Below are 18374 nucleotides of genomic sequence, written 5' to 3' on the forward strand. Positions count from 1 at the left end.
ATATTACGATGAATAAGAGTATAAAAAAGCTATCTAAAATTTGATTTTCGTCAACCTAAACTTGTTTCAGGTCCTCATGATACTTTGTTAGTCCGTACGATGGGATTCTGGAATGAACTGAGAATGACGTTTTAATAGCATTTTAGACAGCCTTTGTCAATTATAGTTATAGACTCTTAAACCACTTTTGGAAGTGTTCCCCAACTAGGAAAACAGGTTTTTGAGTTCCATTGATAGCGCCAATCAGGCTTATTATCCACAAAATAAATGGGAAAATCCAAGCTATAAGATTGATTACGGGTATAATGCCCAGAACTAAACCAAGTAAACCGATCCCAAGGACTTGCCTTACATAAAAAGAACCGACCTCCGTTTTGTTGCTACTGTTCATTATTATTGCAATAATCCATCCAATAATTGTTAAATGGGCAATAATTGCCACCGTTTTGCCGCTTTCAGGGTTTTTGGGGTCAAAGGCTTCTTTTACATCCTCCTGAAAATCCTTGGCTGCTTCTTCGGCTTTGTCGCCGATGTCTTTTTTCTCTTCTTCTGACATGTTTAAAAGTGTTGGTTAATTAACTTTAAAAGTAGGAAATTATTCAATACCTAAAGAAAGGCTTTGTCAATAGGTTCCCAAAGTTCCAATTTATTACCTTCGGGGCCTAGAATCCAACCAAATTTCCCATATTCATATTCTTCGATTTCGCCGATAACAGTAACCCCTTCTTTTTTCAAAACTTCGAGTAGTTCTACCAAGTTTTCCACTCTAAAATTCATCATAAATTGCTTTTCACTTGGTTTAAAATATCCCGTTCTTTCATCCATCGGACTCCATTGGGTAGAGCAATCATTGCCTTCTTTATCCTTCCACCAAAATGTGCAGCCGTATTGGTCGGTGTTGAGCCCCAAATGGTTTTTATACCATTCCTTGATTTTGTTCGGGTCTTTGCTTTTAAAGAAAAACCCTCCCAGTCCCGTTACTCTATTTTTCATGATCTTTTGATGTTTTGTCCGTACAGGGCAATCCAATCTTGCGGTGTCATTTTTTGACAAAGTTTGGCAATCAACGCATAAGGTATTTTATTGATGTTCTTGAATCGAATACAGCTTTTGCCCATATCCAGTTTTGTGTTCACGTGCTTGGGATATTCGGCAACAAACCAATCCAACAATGCTTTGTTTGAATAAATCCCCATGTGATAAAGTGCCACAAAGTTTTTCTGAGAAGCGATATTGATAAAGGGAAGAGACTGTTTTGGGGCGCAATGGTACCCAGCCGGATACAAGGAGTGCGGTACTACAAAACCGATCATTTTGTAATTGATACATTCCTCGAAACCTTCTGGCAAATTGCTTTTTACGGTTTCCCGAAGTTTGGAAAGAGCTGCTTTGCGTTCCTCGGGCAACTTTTCGATGTATTCGTCCGGTGTTTTGGCATTTATGGTCATATCTGGTCAAATTTAAGGATGGCCAGGGCCAAAAGTAGGATGGGTAAGGGTTAGAAAGTTAACAAAATCTTTCTTTGACTTTGTCAACGATGGTCTGGGCCAACTTTTCCTTACTCTCTACCGTCCAACCAGCTACGTGCGGAGTGAGCAGCACATTCTTGGCTTTGCGTAGGTATTTAAAAGCTTTGGGCTTTTGCACGAACATGTTCTCGAAGGATTTTTTCTCGTATTCCAATACGTCCAGTCCTGCACCGAGTACTTTTCCAGATTTTAAGCCTTTCACCAAATCCTTGGTCACCACACACTTGCCACGGGCGGTGTTCAACAACCAAAAAGGTTTATGGAAGCCCTTAATAAATTCCGTATTCACCATAGCTATGGTTTGTTCGGTCTCGGGAACGTGTAAACTGATGACATCTGAGCGCTGTTGAAATTCCATAATCCCAACCTGACGGGCATTTTCGTCCCCAACGCCTCCGACAATATCATAACAAATGACCTCTACATCAAAACCGCGTAGTTTTTTGGCGAAGGCCTTGCCCATGTTCCCATAGCCAATAATGCCCACGGTTTTGCCATCCAGTTCCACACCACGGTTGGCTTCGCGTTTCCACTTTCCTTTTTTTACCTGACGGTTGGCCTTGCACATATTGTTCATAAGGGAGAGCAACATGCCCAAAGTATGTTCGCCTACGGCATTTCGGTTTCCTTCCGGGGCCGATGCAAGAAATACTTCTTTGAACTTGGCGTGTTCCACATCAATATTTTCCAATCCGGCGCCCACTCTTCCAATGAATTTTAGATTGGTGGCCTTGTCCAAAAACTGTTGGTCTATGGTAAACCTGCTTCGAATAATGATTCCATCGTACAGGTGGATTTTTTCTTCTACTTGCTCTTTGGTGGAAGTATAATCTTCGTGATTTTCGAACCCAAGCTCGGCAAACTGTTCGAGGAGCAACGGGTGATTGGTATCGAGGTGGAGAACTTTCATGGGGGCAAATATACAACTCCTAGATTTTTGGGTAGTGGGTCTGTGTTTTTTCGTGTTGGACTTTTCCGGTATGCGCCGTACCCATCTTTTCAAAAAGAAGTACATGTACCTCTTCGCCTTCTTTGGTCATGGGATTGTGTTCCACGCCTTTGGGAACCACGATGATTTCTCCTTCCTTCACCACTTCGGTTCTATCGCGAAATTGCATATACAGTGTTCCCTTTATTACTTGGAACAGTTCATCTTCGTTTTCGTGGGCATGCCAAACAAATTCACCTTGGAGTTTTGCCAACAGCACTTGCATGTCGTCCACTACGGCAATTTGATGGGGGTGCCATTGTTCGGTAAACTCAGCGTGTTTTTCTTTTAGGTTGATGGGTTTCATTCTTTGGATTTATATCCCCAAAATCACTTTTGCTATCCAAAAATAAATCAGTATTCCAAAAATATCATTGCTTGTAGTGATAAACGGGCCCGTGGCAATGGCGGGATCAATATTTCTTTTGTGAAGGAACAGCGGGATAAATGTACCGATGAACCCTGCTACCACAATTACCACGATCAAGGAAAGTGAAATGGCCAATGCCGTGGCAAAGGCACCTTTCCAAATCCAAGTGAAGAGCAAAAGCAAAATAGCTAAAATAAATCCATTCAAGAGTGCCAATAGCATTTCTTTTAGCAGATGGTTCCGAACGCTTCCCTTTAAATCGTCGTTGGCCAAGCCTTGTACTACAATGGCACTGGATTGTACGCCCACGTTGCCTGCCATGGCCGCGATCAATGGGGTAAAAAAGAACAAAACGGCGTGCTTGGAGATCATATCCTCAAAAGTGCCCATAATGGCCGCAGCACCAAGTCCGCCCAAAAGGCCTAAGGTCAACCAAGGGAGTCGAGCACGGGTCAATATCCAAATGCTATCGCTTACTTCCACATCTTGTGATATACCAGCCGCCATTTGGTAATCTTTGTCCGCTTCTTCACGGATTACATCCACAATATCATCAATGGTGATCCGTCCCACCAATCGGCCGATCTCATCTACCACTGGAATGGCCTCCAAATCGTATTTGGACATAATCTTGGCAACTTCTTCGCCTTTTTCGTTTACGTTTACGGCATCTACCTTGGAAATGTAAACATCCTTGATGTGCGTTTTGGTCGAGGCGGTAAGCAAGTCTTTTAAGGAAAGCCTTCCTTTTAATTTGCCCTCATCATCCACCACATAAATGGAATGTACCCGGGTTACGTTTTCCGCCTGTGCACGCATTTCCTTCACACAAGTGGTTACCGTCCAATTTTCGTTGACCTTGACCAACTCCTTCGCCATAAGACCACCTGCGGAATCCTCTTCGTACCGTAAAAGATCCACAATGTCCTTGGCGTGCTCCCTATCTTTTATTTCTGAGATGACTTCTTGAACAAGCTCCTTTGGAAGCTCGTTGATGATATCCGCGGCATCATCCGTATCCAGTTCGGAAAGCTCTCCTGCAATTTCCTTGGCGGTAAGGTTTTTAAGTACGGCCTCACGGATATCCTCGTGCATTTCTGCAAGGATGTCCGAAGTTTTTTCGCTGTCCAGCAGCTTGATCAGATAAGTTGCCTCCTCAACCTCCAGTTCGTCCGCTATCTCGGCAATATCCGCATAGTGGAACTCCTTCATCATGATCTGAAGCTCGGCGTCCTTGCCATCGGCAATCAGTTGCCTGATTTCTTCTAAAAGTTCGTCTGTGAGTTTAAACGGGGTCATTGGCTATCTTTTGAGTCAACGTTACAAAGTCAGCTACACTCAGCTGTTCTGGGCGCTGGTCAAAGATAGTATCTTCTTTTAGATTATCGGAAAGGTTGAAGGTTTTAAGACTGTTACGTATGGTTTTACGTCTTTGGTTAAAGGACGTTTTGACCACTTTAAAGAAAAGGCGTTCATCGCAGGGCAAGGTCAGCTCTTTTTTTCGGGTGAGGCGCAAAACGCCTGAATCCACCTTTGGTGGAGGGTCGAAAACGCTTGGTGGAACGGTGAACAAATATTCAGCATCGTAATAGGCCTGGACAAAAACCGAAAGTATTCCGTAGGTTTTGCTTCCAGGTCCTTCGCAGATACGTTTGGCCACCTCTTTTTGGAACATTCCCGAAAACTCTGGGACTTGTTCCCGCATTTCCAGCATTTTAAAAACTATCTGGCTGGAAATGTTGTATGGAAAGTTGCCCGTTATGGCAAACTGTTCGTCTCCGTAAAGTTGGGTTAGGTCAAACTTGAGGAAGTCAGCTTCAATAATGTTGAGGCGATTGTTGTTCTTTAAGATATCGGCATGTTCCAAAGGAAAGCTCTGGTTGAGGTAAACAATGGACTCTTCGTCCAAATCCATGGCTACCAAGTCCAAATCCCGTTTCAGCAAATGCTTGGTAAGCACTCCCATTCCAGGGCCAATTTCGATAACATTGGAGTATCCGTCCAACGAAAGGGTCTGAGCTATTTTTTCGGCCACAGATTCGTCCTTAAGGAAATGCTGGCCCAAATGTTTTTTTGCCTTTACCGCACCATCTTCCTGCTCATATTTGTTTTTGTGAGAGGGGCCGTTGGAGTACTTCTTCTTTTTCTTTTTGGACACAGATGGTTTTTTTGCAAGTTAGTTGGAATTTTCGATATAGATCCAAGCTTCGTCACCAGATTCCAAGGGGAATTTTTCCCGTTTGTAAGCACTGGTCTCGTAAATATCTGCTTTTTCAAGGTCCGCATCGTTAACCCCATAGGCCATTCCCGCTACTTTATCTTCAGGGTTCTTTGTGTTGACAACCAGAGGGTAACGACCATAAACAGCATTTTCCAGTTTTTTAAAACCAAGGGCTGCATTGGGCTTTCCCGTCAGCAAGCGACCAAAAACGTGCTCCTGCACTTGCAGGTCTTGAAGCGTTCCGTAGGAAAACAGATACTCCAAAGACTAAGGTATTTGTTGACTGATGACTTCCAATTCCGTTCTAAAGGCGACGAATTTATTGGGGAACATTTTTTGGGCATCGCCACGTAAGCGTTCTGCATCCTCTTTGTAATACGCTTCCAATGTATCCCTGTTCTCAGTGGTATATTGTACCGAATAGGTGATACCTCCCATATCTTCTTCCACCAAGACTTTTACCATTTTGGCGTGCGTAAATTTTCCTGTGGCGAGCATATCGGGCAGGTGCTTATCCTTCATCCAATCCAACCATTGGTCGTGGACACTTTCGTCTATATTGATGGTAACGTTGTATATGAGCATTCGGTTTCTTTTAGTTTAATAAGGGTGAAAATTAGTCTATTTTTTGGGAAATCTTTTTATAAGTTTCCCGCCGGAATTTGTGCTTAACAAATCGTAGAAGGGGGGATGACAAGGGGATTAGTTGATCGCATCCCCACGCAACCTTCTAAAACTCTTACGCGCTTGGGGGAAATAATAACTGTCCTGATAATTGTAGATGATTTTTTCGTAATGATTTTTCGCTTTTTCGGGTTCGTTCAGAAAGTTCTCATACAGCTCTCCAAGAGCAAAATGTGCATCATCGGCCAAAATGCCATCAGCATAGAACTCCACTATTTTTTGATAGTTGAACTCGGCACTTTCATAATTTTTCTGTTCAACTTGGATTTTCGCTTGTTTCAGCAAAGCTTCGTCCTCGATTTTTTCCCCTTTATGGTTTTGTAAAATATCTTCAAGGGCGTCTATGGCTTCCTTGTTTTTATTTTGATAGGCCAACAGGTCTGCTCTGGCATATTTTTTAAGGGCGGTTTGGGTGGAATCTTCGAGGGAGTTGTCAGAAATTAAAAGGCTCAACTGCATGGCATCGTTGGCAATAAGCTGGGATGTGGAACTTCTCAGTACTTTAAGTTGAGTGAGCGCCCAATCAAAATCCCCTTTATAAAAACTGGTCTGTGCCACTTTAAAACGGGCATCTTGCCCTAGCACATCGTTCTTCATGCTTTTTTGCACTTGGGTAAATAAGATCAGGGCCTCGTTGAATCTTTGATCGAACACCAGAATATCGCCAAGAGCGAGCTTTATATAGGCCATGGTAATTCGGCCCATTGGCAGCTCCAAACTTTGTTTGAGCATCGCAATAGCAGGCTCGGGCTGCTCTTTTTTGAATGTCAAGAAATTGGCATAGGCAATTTGTAGTTGAAGGGTTCTGCTCTGGTTGCCGTATGTTTCCACCAAGTCCTGAAATTGTTTTTCAACATCTTTCAATACTTTTTCCGTGGGGTTTTCCAAAGCAATGTCAATTAAGCTAAGCTCTGCATTAAGTTTGGTCCGTGGGTTTTCGGTATTGTCCACAATAAATTCGTAGATGGATGTGGCGGTTTCCAAATCCCTATCCTCCAAAGCTATGCTTCCCAGGTTTTCCAGTCTATCTACGGACTGGCCTTCGCTTCGTTTGTAAATGGCTTTTTCTTGGCCAAAGGCACTACTATACTGCTTTTGTTGAACAAAAAGCCAACTTAATAGCTCGTTCCAGAGAATATCGGGCGCTTTTTGTGCATTTTGAAGCAGTACTTTTCGCAACAAGACATTGTTTTCGTCGGATGGGTCTTCGGAGATGAAATCATCAATGTTCCGAAGTACGTTGGAGCGCGATGTTCGTCCTTCCCAGATAAGATTGAGGTAGGATTGGTACATTTTTGCGATGTCGCCCTGCTCACCATAGATGCGCGCCAACTGAAAATCGTAGTTGAGGTCCGGCTTCAGTTCCATCGCTTTTGTGTAGGCCTGGATGGCATAATCCAGCAGCGCATATTTTTGGAACCGATAGCCTACGCTGTACCCATAGTTTGGGTTGTCCTCGATTTTGTTGATGGCCTTATCGTAGTAGGCATTCGCCTTTTCAGCTTCATTTTTTAGCGTGAAATTGTACCCCAATTCAATGTAAAAAGTGGGAAAGGCGTAGCTGTCCTCTATTTTTTGAAGTAAAAATGCCTCGGCATCATCATAACGTTCCAATTGTTGGTAGCAGGCCACCAAGCCTTCGGCATAATCCGTGCGCCTTGGATTGGTCTCCACCAATTTTTCGTAGAACACCACGGCTTTTTCATAATCACCATCCTGAAAGTATTGTTTGGCCAAGAAATCTTCTTGAGCCATTCCAATAGAACTGGATAAAATCAATATGAGAAATAAAAGACGTTGCAAAGGCATATTTATGATCTAGTAATAACTAAGGGTATCTTGTCATTTCGAGCATAGTGAGAATCCCATTCCAAATTAAAAATTATAAGACTCCTCGTCGCTCCACTATGTATGGATGACAATTTGTACTCAAAAAATAAAAACCGTGGATTTCAAATCCATAGTGGTTTATTTCAAATATAACGCAGAAATGTGGGGGATTCTGTTAAGCGAATCCAAATAAATGGCTGAAATGTTTAAGCGATGGTGTCAAAACCGCAATACGGCACCAGTACTTCCGGTATTTTTATGCCTTCCTCGGTCTGATAATTTTCCAAGATTCCCGCCAACACCCTTGGCAAGGCCAAAGCGCTCCCATTCAAGGTGTGGGCCAATTGACTTTTTCCGTTTTCATCCTTATAACGAAGTTTTAAACGGTTGGCCTGAAAGGTTTCAAAATTGGACACGGAACTGATTTCCAACCAGCGGTCCTGTGCCGTGGAAAACACTTCAAAATCAAAAGTAAGGGCAGCGGTAAAGCCTAAATCGCCACCACAAAGACGCAAAATACGGTATGGCAATTTTAATTCGCGCAGTATATTTTTTACGTGTTCCACCATTTCATCCAAGGCTTGATATGAATTGTCGGGGTGTTCCAATCGCACGATTTCCACTTTATCGAACTGGTGCAAACGGTTCAAACCACGAACGTGTGCCCCGTAGCTACCTGCTTCGCGACGGAAACAGGGGGTGTAGCCGGTATATTTGATGGGAAAATCACTCTCTGCCAACAAATCCCCACGGTGCAAGTTGGTCACGGGTACTTCGGCGGTTGGGATAAGGTACAGATTATCGGCCGGTACGTGGTACATTTGGCCTTCTTTGTCGGGCAATTGGCCTGTTCCATAACCGGAGTCTTCGTTGACCATAAGCGGCACTTGCATTTCGGTGTAGCCCGCTTCGGCATTTTTGCCCAGAAAATAAGCGATCAAGGCACGCTGCAAGCGGGCACCTTTTCCTTTGTAAACTGGAAAACCAGCTCCTGTGATTTTTACGCCAAGCTCAAAGTCGATGATGTCGTATTTTTTTGCCAATTCCCAATGCGGAAGTGCTTCTTTGGGCAATGTTGGGATGTCTCCTTCTTTGAAAATCTCTTCATTGTCTTCTTCTGTACTGCCAGCTGGAACGGACTCGTGGGGAACGTTTGGAATCAAATACAATTGCTGCTGCAATTCATCGGCAGTAGTGTTTAGGTCGTCCCCTAATGTTTTTGATGTTTCTTTGAGTCCAGCGGTTTTTTCTTTAAGGACATTGGCTTCTTGTGCCTTTCCTGTTTTAAAAAGCATGCCAATTTCCTTGGAAAGTTTGTTGGATTCGGCCAAGGTAGCGTCCAGTTCGGTTTGGATGGAACGTCTTTTTTCGTCGAGTTCCAACACCTTTGCTATCATAGGTTCAGCATCGACGTTTCGCTTTTTTAAGGCGGCAATGATACCTTCCTTGTTTTCCCTGATATTCTGTATTTGAAGCATAGCCTTGTTTTGAGGCGCAAATTTAATTCAATCTTGAGAAGTGCCCAACTTTATTCCTTGGGAGCGGGCAGAATCCAATCGTTATGGGCAAAATGTTTCCACGTAACACTGGCCAAATCCACTTTGGGATCAATAAATTGTTGATAGGGCCTTTGATTTACCTTGACCTTGTTCTCTGCAAAAACTTGAATGTTTTGGCCTTTTTCGGCATATTCTATTTTTAGGTGCTGTGCAAACTGCCAAATAAAATCGGGATAGCAAGCAACCCGTTGTTGTTGTTTTGTGGTGAGATAATCGTTAAGGTTGATTTTGATCGTGTCTTTGGTCTCTGCGTTCACCACTTTGTACGAGATGCTTCCGCCACGGCTGCGTAGCATCATTCTCCAACTTAACCGATGGCCTTCTTCGGTCCAGAGCACATCACCTTTAAAGAAATGATGGCGCAGGGGCAAAACCAATTGAAACAGGAAGTAGATGCCCAAAACCGTTAAGACTATTTTTTTTGTTTTAGGGATGATGATTTTGGTCTCTGGCAGTATCTTTTTGGTTCTAAGAAAAATGTTTCTGATGGTCTGTGGTTTAAAAAAGAAGACTGTAAACGCAAGTGATAGGTAAGGAAAAATACCTATTTGAAAGACGATGCTGTTGAACAAGTGAAAGAAAATGGACAGCACAAAGGCAATTTTTCGGGTGGGTTTCCAAAGCAGGGCGGGTACAATCAGCAAATCAAAACAAATACCGAAAATCGCTACTATTTTATGTACCCATTTTTGTTGGAGGAGGTCGCCGATCACATAGTAGTCCTTTTTGGAGCCCATCAACACTTCGATCATGCTAAAATCCAACCAATCCGCATACAGTTTGGCCACCGATGCGTAGGTGTACACGATGAAGAGTTGCAGGATGATGGTCCATCGAACCCAGTTGTACATGGTTTGCGAACGTAGATTGGGGATTAATTTTGCATCTAAAGATGCATCTCGGTTGGCGGGAAGAAATGCCATAATGTAGGCGAGCAACATCAGCAAATAATAGTGGTTGTTGTAGGATGTTTTCTGCATCAGATACACCCCTGACCACAATACTGCGAAAGCCAATGCGCTAAAGCGATATTTGAGCCCAAGAGCGATCAAAAGTCCCAAAGTGCCCATTACGGCGAAATAAATGTACATGCCGTTGCCCGGCAAGGGTTGTAACCATTCAAAACCGATAAAGGAAAAGGTGAATTTTGGTTCCACCAAGGTTCTACGCACCCAACCAGTAGCTATGGCGCCATAACATTCCGCGCTGACCAAAAGCCCGTAAAACACTCTGAAAACCACAAGTTGTGCATTGTCAATCTTCCTAAATAGAAATTGGCTCAGCATTTATTTGGAGATTAGACCCAATGAATGGTTTTTGTCCTTCTTTAATTGTTCCTTTAGTTCTTCAACGGAGTTGAACTTATGCTCGTCTCTAATGCGGTGTAACAGATCCACCTGGATTTTTTTGTCGTACAGGTCTCCATCAAAGTCAAAAAAATGGACTTCTATGCTTTTTTTAGAACCATCCACGGTTGGGTTGAAGCCGATGTTCATCATCCCGAAATACTCTTTTCCATCGATGTTGCTTTTTACCACATAGGCACCATTTTTAGGGATGAGTTTGTATGCTTCGGCTATATGGAGATTGGCCGTTGGAAAGCCAAAATCTTTGCCCAAACCTTTGCCTTTTTTTACCGTTCCCGTGAGCATGTAGGCATAGCTGAGGTAGTTGTTGGCGGTTTCCACATCGCCTTTCAAAAGCGCCTTTCTAATTTTTGTGGAACTTACGGAAACATCCTCAATTTCTTGGGCCGGAATCTCTTCCACTTCAAAATTAAAGGTATTGCCAAAGGAAATAAGGTCTTGGATGTTGGCATTTCGATTGCGTCCAAACCTATGGTCGTACCCTATGATGATTCTTTTTGATTTGATATTGTTTACGAGGATATCCCTTACAAAATCTATAGCTGAGAGCCTTGAAAATTGTTTGGTAAAGGGGTGAATAATCAAATAATCCAGCCCCAAAGTTTCCAAAATCTGTTTTTTCTCTTCGAGGGTATTCAACAGTTTTATGTCCACATCTTTTTGCAGAACCATGCGTGGATGGGGGAAAAAAGTGAGCACTGTGGATTTTAACCCCGTGTTTTTGGCATTGTTTGTGAGACGTTCCAATATCTTGCGGTGCCCAAGATGTACACCATCAAAAGTGCCGATAGTTACCACTGTATGGTGCGGAATGTGCTTAAAATCAGAAATGTTATGGATTGTTTCCAACGCAATAAAGAAATAAAAAAAGGCTTACATTTGAAATTATACTATGCCCTAACCGTGTATGAAAGCTAAATTACATTTTGTTTTTTCAATAGCCATATTTTTTAACTGCTTTTGCATTTACGGGCAGCAAGGTTATTGGAAAAGCATTCCCAAACAGTCTGATCTGCGAAGTGCTTCCCTGACAGATATTTCAGGTGCCAAGAAGGTTTTGTCCTTGGATAGGGAAGGTTTTTTAAAGGAAATGAAACCTTTTTCATCAGCAAAAACGAATCGAAAAATTGTTTATCTGCCTAACAACGAAGGGGTTATTGTTCCGTTCCATTTGAAGGAAACCTCTGTGCTGCACCCTGATCTTGCCAAGAAATATCCGAATATCAAATCGTACACGGGGGTGAGCTCCGATGGTAGATATAAAGTGAAGCTAAGTAGTTCGCACAAAGGTATTCAAACTATGTTGGTGGATTTGCAGGACAACAAAACAGCTTTTATGGAGCCGGTTTCCAATAAACCGAATGCCTATGTTTTGTATGATAAAGAGGATGGTCTTTCCTCAAAAATGGATTTTATCTGCGAGACCAGCAAGGATTTATTCGGTACAGGAAGCAAGTCATCGGGCACTACGGCAAAGACCATTGTTCCTTTGGTGGATGATCAAGTGTTGCGTAAATACAGAATTGCGATTTCCGCATCGGGAGAATATACCCAAGAAATGGGCGGCACCATTGCGGATGCCCTAGCGGGAATCAATGCTACACTAACACGGGTTAACGAAGTGTTTGAAACGGATTTGGGCGTTACATTGGAGCTTGTTCCAGACAACGATGAAATCATCTTTACCAATGCGAATACGGATCCTTATGATAGTAGTTTAAATTCGGAGGTACAGTCCACCATAACTTCCTTTATCGGAGAGGAAAATTACGATGTAGGTCATCTTTTTCATAAAGTGAACGAAGGCTTGGATAATGGAAATGCAGGGTTTATTGCTTCAGTTTGTGTGGATAATAGAAAAGGAAGTGCTTTTTCATCAGCATTTAATCCGCAAGGAGATGGATACGATTTGGATTTTGTGGCCCATGAGCTCGGCCATCAATTTGGGGCCAACCATACATGGTCGTTCGAACCCGAAGGAACCGGGGTGCAAGCAGAACCTGCAAGTGGTTCCACAATAATGGGGTATGCGGGAATTGTTGAAGGCAATAATGTAACATCTCAAGGAGACGATTATTTTCATTACAATAGCATTCTTCAGATAGCTACGTACCTCGCGACAACCTCATGTGCGCAAACCGAAGCACTGGTAAATTCGCCGCCAGTACTTACCCCGGTCAATGATTTTACGATTCCAAAGGGGACGGCCTTTGTTCTGGAAGGTATTGCCACCGACCCCGATGTTGGGGATGTACTTACCTATACTTGGGAACAAATTGATGATGGTGTGGTGACAACCTCATCTTTTGGATCCACCAATCCAAGCGGTGCGAATTTTAGATCGGTGCCACCCTCCATGGAGCCCACACGATATTTCCCAAGGCTATCGGAAGTGGCCCAGGGAAATTTAACGCAAACCAACCCCGCTACCGGAAGTGCATGGGAAACCGTTTCCGATATAGAACGAAACCTTAGGTTTGCCTTTACTGTTCGGGACAATGCAGCGGGAGGGGGGCAGGTAGTTTCCGATGTATTGGATGTCAAGGTCATTAAGGCCTCCGGTCCTTTTTTGGTTACCTCCCAAGCAGCCGGTGAGGTCTATCAGGCAGGATCGGTCCAAGAAATTACATGGGACGTGGCCAATACCGATGTTGCTCCCATAAACGCCCAGAATGTAGCTATTTTTCTTTCTTTGGACGGAGGTTTGACCTATCCGATCACCTTATTGGAAAACACCGTTAATGATGGTTCCGAAGAAGTGCTTTTGCCAGCGGATATTACGGAAACTGCTCGAATTATGGTGAAGGCAAGCGACAATGTATTTTTTGCCGTAAACGCCACTGACTTTACCATTGAACAATCCGAAGTGGTCCTAAATTTTGAAACGTTGGAACATGAAGTTTGTCAACCGGATGATATAGTGATTCCCTTTGTGTACGAAACATACGCCGGATTCAACGAAACCGCTACATTTTCGGCAGATGTGCCAGCGGGTTTATCAGCTAACTTTTCCCCGACGGAGGCCAGTGCCGATCAAACCGCTGTGGACCTGACCTTATCCAATACCAATAGTGTTGCCCCCGGGGTTTACGATATTATTGTAAATGCTACTTCCGCATCGGTGACCAAAAGCGTGGTTGTTACCCTATCGGTACAAGATGGCACTTTTTCCGATGTAGCAATGTTGTCTCCCGCTAATGGTGAAGTCGGAGTTTCTTTGGATACAGAACTCAACTGGGAGGAAGACCCATTGTACTCAAGTTACGATGTGGAAGTGGCAACAGATGCTGGATTTGTTGATGTTGTAGAGTCGGCCAACATACCCTTCACCAATTACAGGGCCACGAATCTGGAGCCGGAAACCGAGTATTTTTGGAGGGTTAGGCCGAACAACGGATGTGGAACAGGAACTTTTGGAACCACTTTCAGTTTTGTTACTGCGCAAGTGGACTGTAAAAATAGGGAACCTAACGATTTGCCGCTTGCCATTTCAGCTTCAGGAACGCCAAGCGTTACCACATCGGTTCTATTTGTAGAAGATTTGCCCATTTCAGATGTGAATGTAAACTTGGAGTTGGACCATACCTATGTGGAGGATTTGATCATTACCCTTACATCCCCGGAGGGAACCGTGGTAACGTTAATTTCGAACACTTGTGGAGAGGCGAATAACATCAACGCGGTTTTTGATGATGATGGGAGCCCCATAACATGCGGGGATAATCCTGCCATTTCTGGAACGGTAACACCTCTAGGGTCATTGGCATCATTAAAGGGAGAATCCATATTGGGTGAGTGGGTATTGGAAATACAGGATACTGCTGCAAGTGATGGGGGGACCTTGATAGGTTTCTCTTTGGATGTTTGTATAGAAGGGAACTACCGTCCAGATGAGGACGAGGATGGTGTTTTTGATGATGGGGACGACCTTTGTTTGGGAACGCCCAAAGGTGCGGAAGTGGATACCAACGGCTGTGCCGTTTATAGGTTTGCTTCGGATAATTTTGAAATCGAAATTGAAAGTGAAACCTGTAGAAGCAGCAACAATGGATCAATAACGGTAAACCCTTTTGATACCTCCATTACCTATACTGCAGTTTTGGATGGTGCCAATGGTACGGAATCCTTTGATTTTACAAACTCCCAAACCTTTGCCAATTTATCTGCAGGAGAATATTCCCTTTGTATTACAGGAACCAATGGAACGATTAGCTATCAAGAAATATGTTTTAATGCCATGATTACCCAGCCCGATGTGCTGGATATGGATGCGGTGATAGATTCAGGTATTGTGAACGTGGATTTGAATGGGGCTTCATTTTATAATGTCGAGCTCAATGGATTGGTAACACAGACCGAAGCACCCAAAGTTCAACTTGCTTTAAAGGAAGGTGTCAATACATTAAGGGTGTATTCAAACTTGCCATGTCAGGGCATGGTTGAAAAGACCCTGTTCTACTCTTCAAGGCCCATTATTTCACCAAACCCGGTAGATGCCGTTACCGAGGTTTATTTGGCGGGCTATGAAGGAGATGTAGGCATACAAATATTTACTGCCAATGGTAGATTGGTTCGAACCGATAACAGAAAGGTTTATGGCAATGATTTACAGTTGGATTTGTCGAACCTCCCCAAAGGAATTTATTATTTGGGTGTTGAAAAAGCGGGGGTAAAAGAAATGTTTAAACTTGTAAAAAGATGATTCGGAATATAATTAGGCTGTCCATAGTGGCTTTGTTGGTTTCTTGTGGGGGAGATGATGGTCCACCACCCGCCCCAAAGGGTGCAGCGTTGGTGTTTCCCGAAGAAAATTCTGAGTGCACTACAGGAACCGATATCAGCGAAACATCCACTCAGGTCACATTTAGGTGGATGGCGTCCGATAATACGGAAAGCTATACATTGAGCGTTGTAAATTTGGACACCAATGTCCCGCAAAATATATCCACCTCATCCACATCCGCAAGTCTTACCATAACTAAGGGAACGCCTTATGCTTGGTCCGTAACGTCTCGGAACTCAGCATCAGATCAAATAGCCTCCAGTGCAACCTGGTTGTTCTATAATGCAGGTGCACAAACCACCTATGCACCTTTTCCTGCGCAATTGGTAAGCCCAACATCGGGCTCTACGGTGCAAAAGGATATTGCAAACGAAGTACTTTTGGAATGGTCCGGTGCAGATGTGGATAACGATATTGAATCTTTTGAAGTGCTCTTTTCGGATACCGATCCACCGACAACATCAGTTGGGCTCACTAATGCAAGCACCATGGAAATACCGGTAGGTGTTGAATCTGGAACTGTTTATTATTGGAGGGTGGTCACAACGGATTTAGAGGGGAATAGTTCCGATTCGGGGGTGTTTGACTTTAAAGTGCTTTAAACTATTTGCCATTGAATTGATTCATGGTGTTTTTTACACCGGCAAACACAAACGAGCGTATAAGATCTGTAGATTTTTTCAGTCGGTCCGGCATGGCTTTTTGCTGTTCGTCGTCCCATTTGCCCAAAACATAATCAACTTGGTTACCTTTGCTAAAATCGGAACCCACACCAAATCTAAAACGGTTGTATTTGGTAGTCTGTAGCACATTTTGAATATCTTTCAGTCCATTATGTCCACCATCACTGCCCTTGCCCTTAAGGCGAATGGAGCCAAAGGGAAGGTTGATGTCATCCGTAACGACGAGAATATTGTCCAGGCTTATATTTTCCTTGTCCATCCAATACTTTACAGCTTTGCCACTTAGGTTCATATAGGTGGATGGTTTTAGGCAGACCACGCTTTTTCCCTTATGCTTAAAGGTGGCCACGGCTCCCAACTTGGCACTTTCAAAAGTAAAGCCTTCTTGCTCGGCCAAATAATCAAGAACCTTGAACCCTATGTTGTGACGGGTTTCATCATATTTGGCTCCAATATTCCCAAGGCCGACAATTAAAAATTTTTTCATAGGGTCAGTTTCTTGCAATAGTTGTTTTGATGTGCCAAAAAGCTGTTTGATAATATTGAGCATCTACTTTGTTCCATTTGTCTAAAAATACAAAAGCATCCCAAATTTTTACCAAGGTAAAAAAGGGATGCTCTTACAAATCTTTCAAGGTGCTATTCTGCAGCTTCGGCTTCAGGGGCCTCGCCACCTTCGGTAGCTTCTCCTTCTACACCTTCTTCATCTTCTTCATCTTCTAGCTCATCATCAACAGAAGTTCTAGAAGCTTTAACCTGAACGATAGCGGTACTATCTGGGTGTAAGAACGTGTAATCGTCGTTTAGAATGGATTCCACGGCAATGGTTTGACCGATTCTCAACTTGGAAATATCAATGGTGATAAAATCGGGAAGTAAATCGGGCAATGCTCTAATGGAGAGCTTTCGCTTTCTAAACAGCAAGCGCCCACCATTTTTCACCCCAGGGGAGTTTCCTTCCAAACGTACAGGGATTCTCATGGTGATTGGTTTGTCTTCGAACAATTGATAGAAATCGATGTGGAGGATGTTGTCCGTTACAGGGTGAAATTGAATGTCCTGTAGTACGGCGGCAAATTTTTCGTCCTCCAATTCAATTACCACGGTGTGCGCATTTGGGGTGTACACCAAGTCTTTGAACGCGATTTCATCTGCTGAAAAATGCACTGGTTTATCCCCTCCGTACAGCACGCAAGGGACCTTTCCAGCATTACGTAAGGCTTTGGTAGAAACCTTGCCCACGCTTTCTCTTTGGGATCCTTTGATTGTAATTGACTTCATTGTTATATATTAAATTGATTTACATTAAAAATTTTGAAGATATTGACGTGTTGTGATGTACCCGGTGCATAACATCTGCAAAAAGGTCGGCACAAGACAATACCTTTATTTTTTCCTTGTCGTGATCAATCGGAATGGAATCGGTAACGATCAGTTCCGATAATTTTGACTCTTCTATTCTTTCGTATGCCTTGCCGGACAACAATCCGTGTGTTGTAACGGCACGTACGCTCTCGGCTCCTCTTTCCATCATCAAATCGGCGGCTTTGGTAAGTGTGCCGGCAGTATCGACCATATCATCCACCAAAACTACGTTTTTGCCCTGAACATCGCCAATAAGTTCCATGTGCGAAATTACATTGGCCTTGGCCCGTTGCTTGTAACAGATCACTACATCACATTCCAAAGCTTTGGAATAGGCGTAAGCCCTTTTGGAACCGCCCATATCGGGAGATGCAATGCACAAATTGTCCAAATTAAGTCCCCTTAAATAGGGTAGGAACAAGGTAGAGGCAAACAAATGGTCCACTGGCTTTTCGAAGAAGCCCTGGATCTGGTCTGCATGCAAGTCCATGGTTATTATCCTTGTTGCGCCAGCGGTCTCCAACATTTTGGCGACCAACTTTGCGGCGATCGGAACGCGTGGCTTGTCCTTTCTATCTTGTCTGGCCCAACCAAAATAGGGCATTACGGCCGTAATGTGCCTGGCGGAAGCTCTTTTGGCAGCATCCAACATCAACAACATTTCCATCAAGTTTTCCGAGCTTGGATTGGTAGAGCCGATGATAAAAATCCTGGCTCCCCGAATGGACTCCTCGAACGATGGCTGGAATTCACCATCGCTATAGCGTGAGAATTGGACTTTTCCCAATTCTGCACCATAAGAAGCAGCGATTTTCTTGCCCAGTTCTACACTTTGGGTGCAAGCAAAAATTTTAGGTTCCGGAACTTGATAGGCCATTACAATCTCTTGTTAACTAGCGTTTTAAAGTACTTTTTTGTAAGGAGGTGCAAATTTAAGAATTAATTCGGGTTGCTAAAGGATAAATCAAAGTATTTTTTGGTGATAAATAAAAAAT

General features: G+C 43.3%; 18 protein-coding genes. 2 read left to right on the forward strand and 16 right to left on the reverse strand.

The window, feature by feature from the left end; translation table 11 throughout:
- Positions 1-166: 166 nt before the first annotated feature.
- The 13 genes from VM932_RS02045 to VM932_RS02105 all read right to left on the reverse strand — a co-directional run bounded on the left by VM932_RS02045 (position 167) and on the right by VM932_RS02105 (position 11397).
- Positions 167-556: a YtxH domain-containing protein gene (locus VM932_RS02045; RefSeq protein WP_326276912.1), complete on the reverse strand. Its 390-nt coding sequence runs from the start codon at positions 554-556 to the stop codon at positions 167-169.
- A 50-nt stretch (positions 557-606) separates the two neighbouring features.
- Positions 607-993, reverse strand: coding sequence for a VOC family protein (locus VM932_RS02050; protein WP_326276913.1), 387 nt, complete (start codon positions 991-993; stop codon positions 607-609).
- Positions 990-1448, reverse strand: coding sequence for a DUF1801 domain-containing protein (locus VM932_RS02055; protein WP_326276914.1), 459 nt, complete (start codon positions 1446-1448; stop codon positions 990-992). Before VM932_RS02055 ends, VM932_RS02050 begins: the two co-directional genes overlap by 4 nt.
- Before the next feature lie 58 nt (positions 1449-1506).
- Entirely contained in the window at positions 1507-2439 is a 933-nt protein-coding gene (locus tag VM932_RS02060; RefSeq protein ID WP_326276915.1) for a 2-hydroxyacid dehydrogenase, read from the reverse strand.
- Positions 2440-2458: 19 nt separating this feature from the next.
- Entirely contained in the window at positions 2459-2824 is a 366-nt protein-coding gene (locus VM932_RS02065) for a cupin domain-containing protein (RefSeq protein ID WP_326276916.1), read from the reverse strand.
- Between the two features lie 9 nt (positions 2825-2833).
- Positions 2834-4186 carry a magnesium transporter gene (gene mgtE / locus VM932_RS02070; RefSeq protein ID WP_326276917.1) on the reverse strand — a complete coding sequence of 451 codons (1353 nt, stop codon included), beginning with the start codon at positions 4184-4186 and terminating at the stop codon, positions 2834-2836.
- A complete protein-coding gene (rsmA, locus tag VM932_RS02075) occupies positions 4173-5045 on the reverse strand; it encodes a 16S rRNA (adenine(1518)-N(6)/adenine(1519)-N(6))-dimethyltransferase RsmA (RefSeq protein WP_326276918.1) in 873 nt (290 codons plus the stop codon). The genes mgtE and rsmA overlap by 14 nt, the downstream gene beginning before the upstream one ends.
- A gap of 18 nt (positions 5046-5063) precedes the next feature.
- Entirely contained in the window at positions 5064-5372 is a 309-nt protein-coding gene (locus VM932_RS02080; protein ID WP_326276919.1) for a gamma-glutamylcyclotransferase family protein, read from the reverse strand.
- A gap of 3 nt (positions 5373-5375) precedes the next feature.
- Entirely contained in the window at positions 5376-5693 is a 318-nt protein-coding gene (locus VM932_RS02085) for a DUF4286 family protein (RefSeq protein WP_326276920.1), read from the reverse strand.
- Between the two features lie 117 nt (positions 5694-5810).
- On the reverse strand, positions 5811-7547 hold the full coding sequence (locus VM932_RS02090; protein ID WP_326276921.1) for a tetratricopeptide repeat protein: 1737 nt from the start codon (positions 7545-7547) through the stop codon (positions 5811-5813).
- A gap of 281 nt (positions 7548-7828) precedes the next feature.
- Entirely contained in the window at positions 7829-9100 is a 1272-nt protein-coding gene (serS, locus tag VM932_RS02095; protein WP_326276922.1) for a serine--tRNA ligase, read from the reverse strand.
- Between the two features lie 50 nt (positions 9101-9150).
- A complete protein-coding gene (locus VM932_RS02100) occupies positions 9151-10467 on the reverse strand; it encodes an HTTM domain-containing protein (protein ID WP_326276923.1) in 1317 nt (438 codons plus the stop codon).
- A complete protein-coding gene (locus tag VM932_RS02105; RefSeq protein WP_326276924.1) occupies positions 10468-11397 on the reverse strand; it encodes a bifunctional riboflavin kinase/FAD synthetase in 930 nt (309 codons plus the stop codon).
- A 58-nt stretch (positions 11398-11455) separates the two neighbouring features.
- Between VM932_RS02105 and VM932_RS02110 the strand changes: the two genes are divergently transcribed.
- Complete coding sequence (locus VM932_RS02110; RefSeq protein ID WP_326276925.1) at positions 11456-15250, forward strand: zinc-dependent metalloprotease; 3795 nt, start codon at positions 11456-11458, stop codon at positions 15248-15250.
- Positions 15247-15933: a hypothetical protein gene (locus VM932_RS02115; protein ID WP_326276926.1), complete on the forward strand. Its 687-nt coding sequence runs from the start codon at positions 15247-15249 to the stop codon at positions 15931-15933. The genes VM932_RS02110 and VM932_RS02115 overlap by 4 nt, the downstream gene beginning before the upstream one ends.
- Position 15934: 1 nt before the next feature.
- Here VM932_RS02115 and pth read toward each other — a convergent pair whose 3' ends face one another.
- The 3 genes from pth to VM932_RS02130 form a co-directional block, all read right to left on the reverse strand.
- Complete coding sequence (gene pth, locus VM932_RS02120; RefSeq protein WP_326276927.1) at positions 15935-16564, reverse strand: aminoacyl-tRNA hydrolase; 630 nt, start codon at positions 16562-16564, stop codon at positions 15935-15937.
- An 89-nt stretch (positions 16565-16653) separates the two neighbouring features.
- Entirely contained in the window at positions 16654-17295 is a 642-nt protein-coding gene (locus VM932_RS02125; protein ID WP_326276928.1) for a 50S ribosomal protein L25/general stress protein Ctc, read from the reverse strand.
- 19 nt (positions 17296-17314) lie between these two features.
- Positions 17315-18256 carry a ribose-phosphate pyrophosphokinase gene (locus tag VM932_RS02130; protein ID WP_293166890.1) on the reverse strand — a complete coding sequence of 314 codons (942 nt, stop codon included), beginning with the start codon at positions 18254-18256 and terminating at the stop codon, positions 17315-17317.
- Positions 18257-18374: the final 118 nt, after the last annotated feature.

This window comes from Flagellimonas halotolerans (genome assembly GCF_035818535.1).
GTDB lineage: Bacteria > Bacteroidota > Bacteroidia > Flavobacteriales > Flavobacteriaceae > Flagellimonas > Flagellimonas halotolerans.

What these genes read in the sequence shown, in the direction of transcription:
- VM932_RS02110 (WP_326276925.1), top strand. Translation starts at nt 11,456, where the DNA reads ATGAAAGCTAAATTACATTTTGTTTTTTCAATAGCCATATTTTTTAAC.
- VM932_RS02085 (WP_326276920.1), bottom strand. Translation starts at nt 5,693, where the DNA reads ATGCTCATATACAACGTTACCATCAATATAGACGAAAGTGTCCACGAC.
- VM932_RS02045 (WP_326276912.1), bottom strand. Translation starts at nt 556, where the DNA reads ATGTCAGAAGAAGAGAAAAAAGACATCGGCGACAAAGCCGAAGAAGCA.
- VM932_RS02115 (WP_326276926.1), top strand. Translation starts at nt 15,247, where the DNA reads ATGATTCGGAATATAATTAGGCTGTCCATAGTGGCTTTGTTGGTTTCT.
- VM932_RS02050 (WP_326276913.1), bottom strand. Translation starts at nt 993, where the DNA reads ATGAAAAATAGAGTAACGGGACTGGGAGGGTTTTTCTTTAAAAGCAAA.
- VM932_RS02065 (WP_326276916.1), bottom strand. Translation starts at nt 2,824, where the DNA reads ATGAAACCCATCAACCTAAAAGAAAAACACGCTGAGTTTACCGAACAA.
- VM932_RS02125 (WP_326276928.1), bottom strand. Translation starts at nt 17,295, where the DNA reads ATGAAGTCAATTACAATCAAAGGATCCCAAAGAGAAAGCGTGGGCAAG.
- pth (WP_326276927.1), bottom strand. Translation starts at nt 16,564, where the DNA reads ATGCTCAATATTATCAAACAGCTTTTTGGCACATCAAAACAACTATTG.
- mgtE (WP_326276917.1), bottom strand. Translation starts at nt 4,186, where the DNA reads ATGACCCCGTTTAAACTCACAGACGAACTTTTAGAAGAAATCAGGCAA.
- serS (WP_326276922.1), bottom strand. Translation starts at nt 9,100, where the DNA reads ATGCTTCAAATACAGAATATCAGGGAAAACAAGGAAGGTATCATTGCC.
- VM932_RS02090 (WP_326276921.1), bottom strand. Translation starts at nt 7,547, where the DNA reads ATGGCTCAAGAAGATTTCTTGGCCAAACAATACTTTCAGGATGGTGAT.
- VM932_RS02130 (WP_293166890.1), bottom strand. Translation starts at nt 18,256, where the DNA reads ATGGCCTATCAAGTTCCGGAACCTAAAATTTTTGCTTGCACCCAAAGT.
- VM932_RS02055 (WP_326276914.1), bottom strand. Translation starts at nt 1,448, where the DNA reads ATGACCATAAATGCCAAAACACCGGACGAATACATCGAAAAGTTGCCC.
- VM932_RS02100 (WP_326276923.1), bottom strand. Translation starts at nt 10,467, where the DNA reads ATGCTGAGCCAATTTCTATTTAGGAAGATTGACAATGCACAACTTGTG.
- VM932_RS02060 (WP_326276915.1), bottom strand. Translation starts at nt 2,439, where the DNA reads ATGAAAGTTCTCCACCTCGATACCAATCACCCGTTGCTCCTCGAACAG.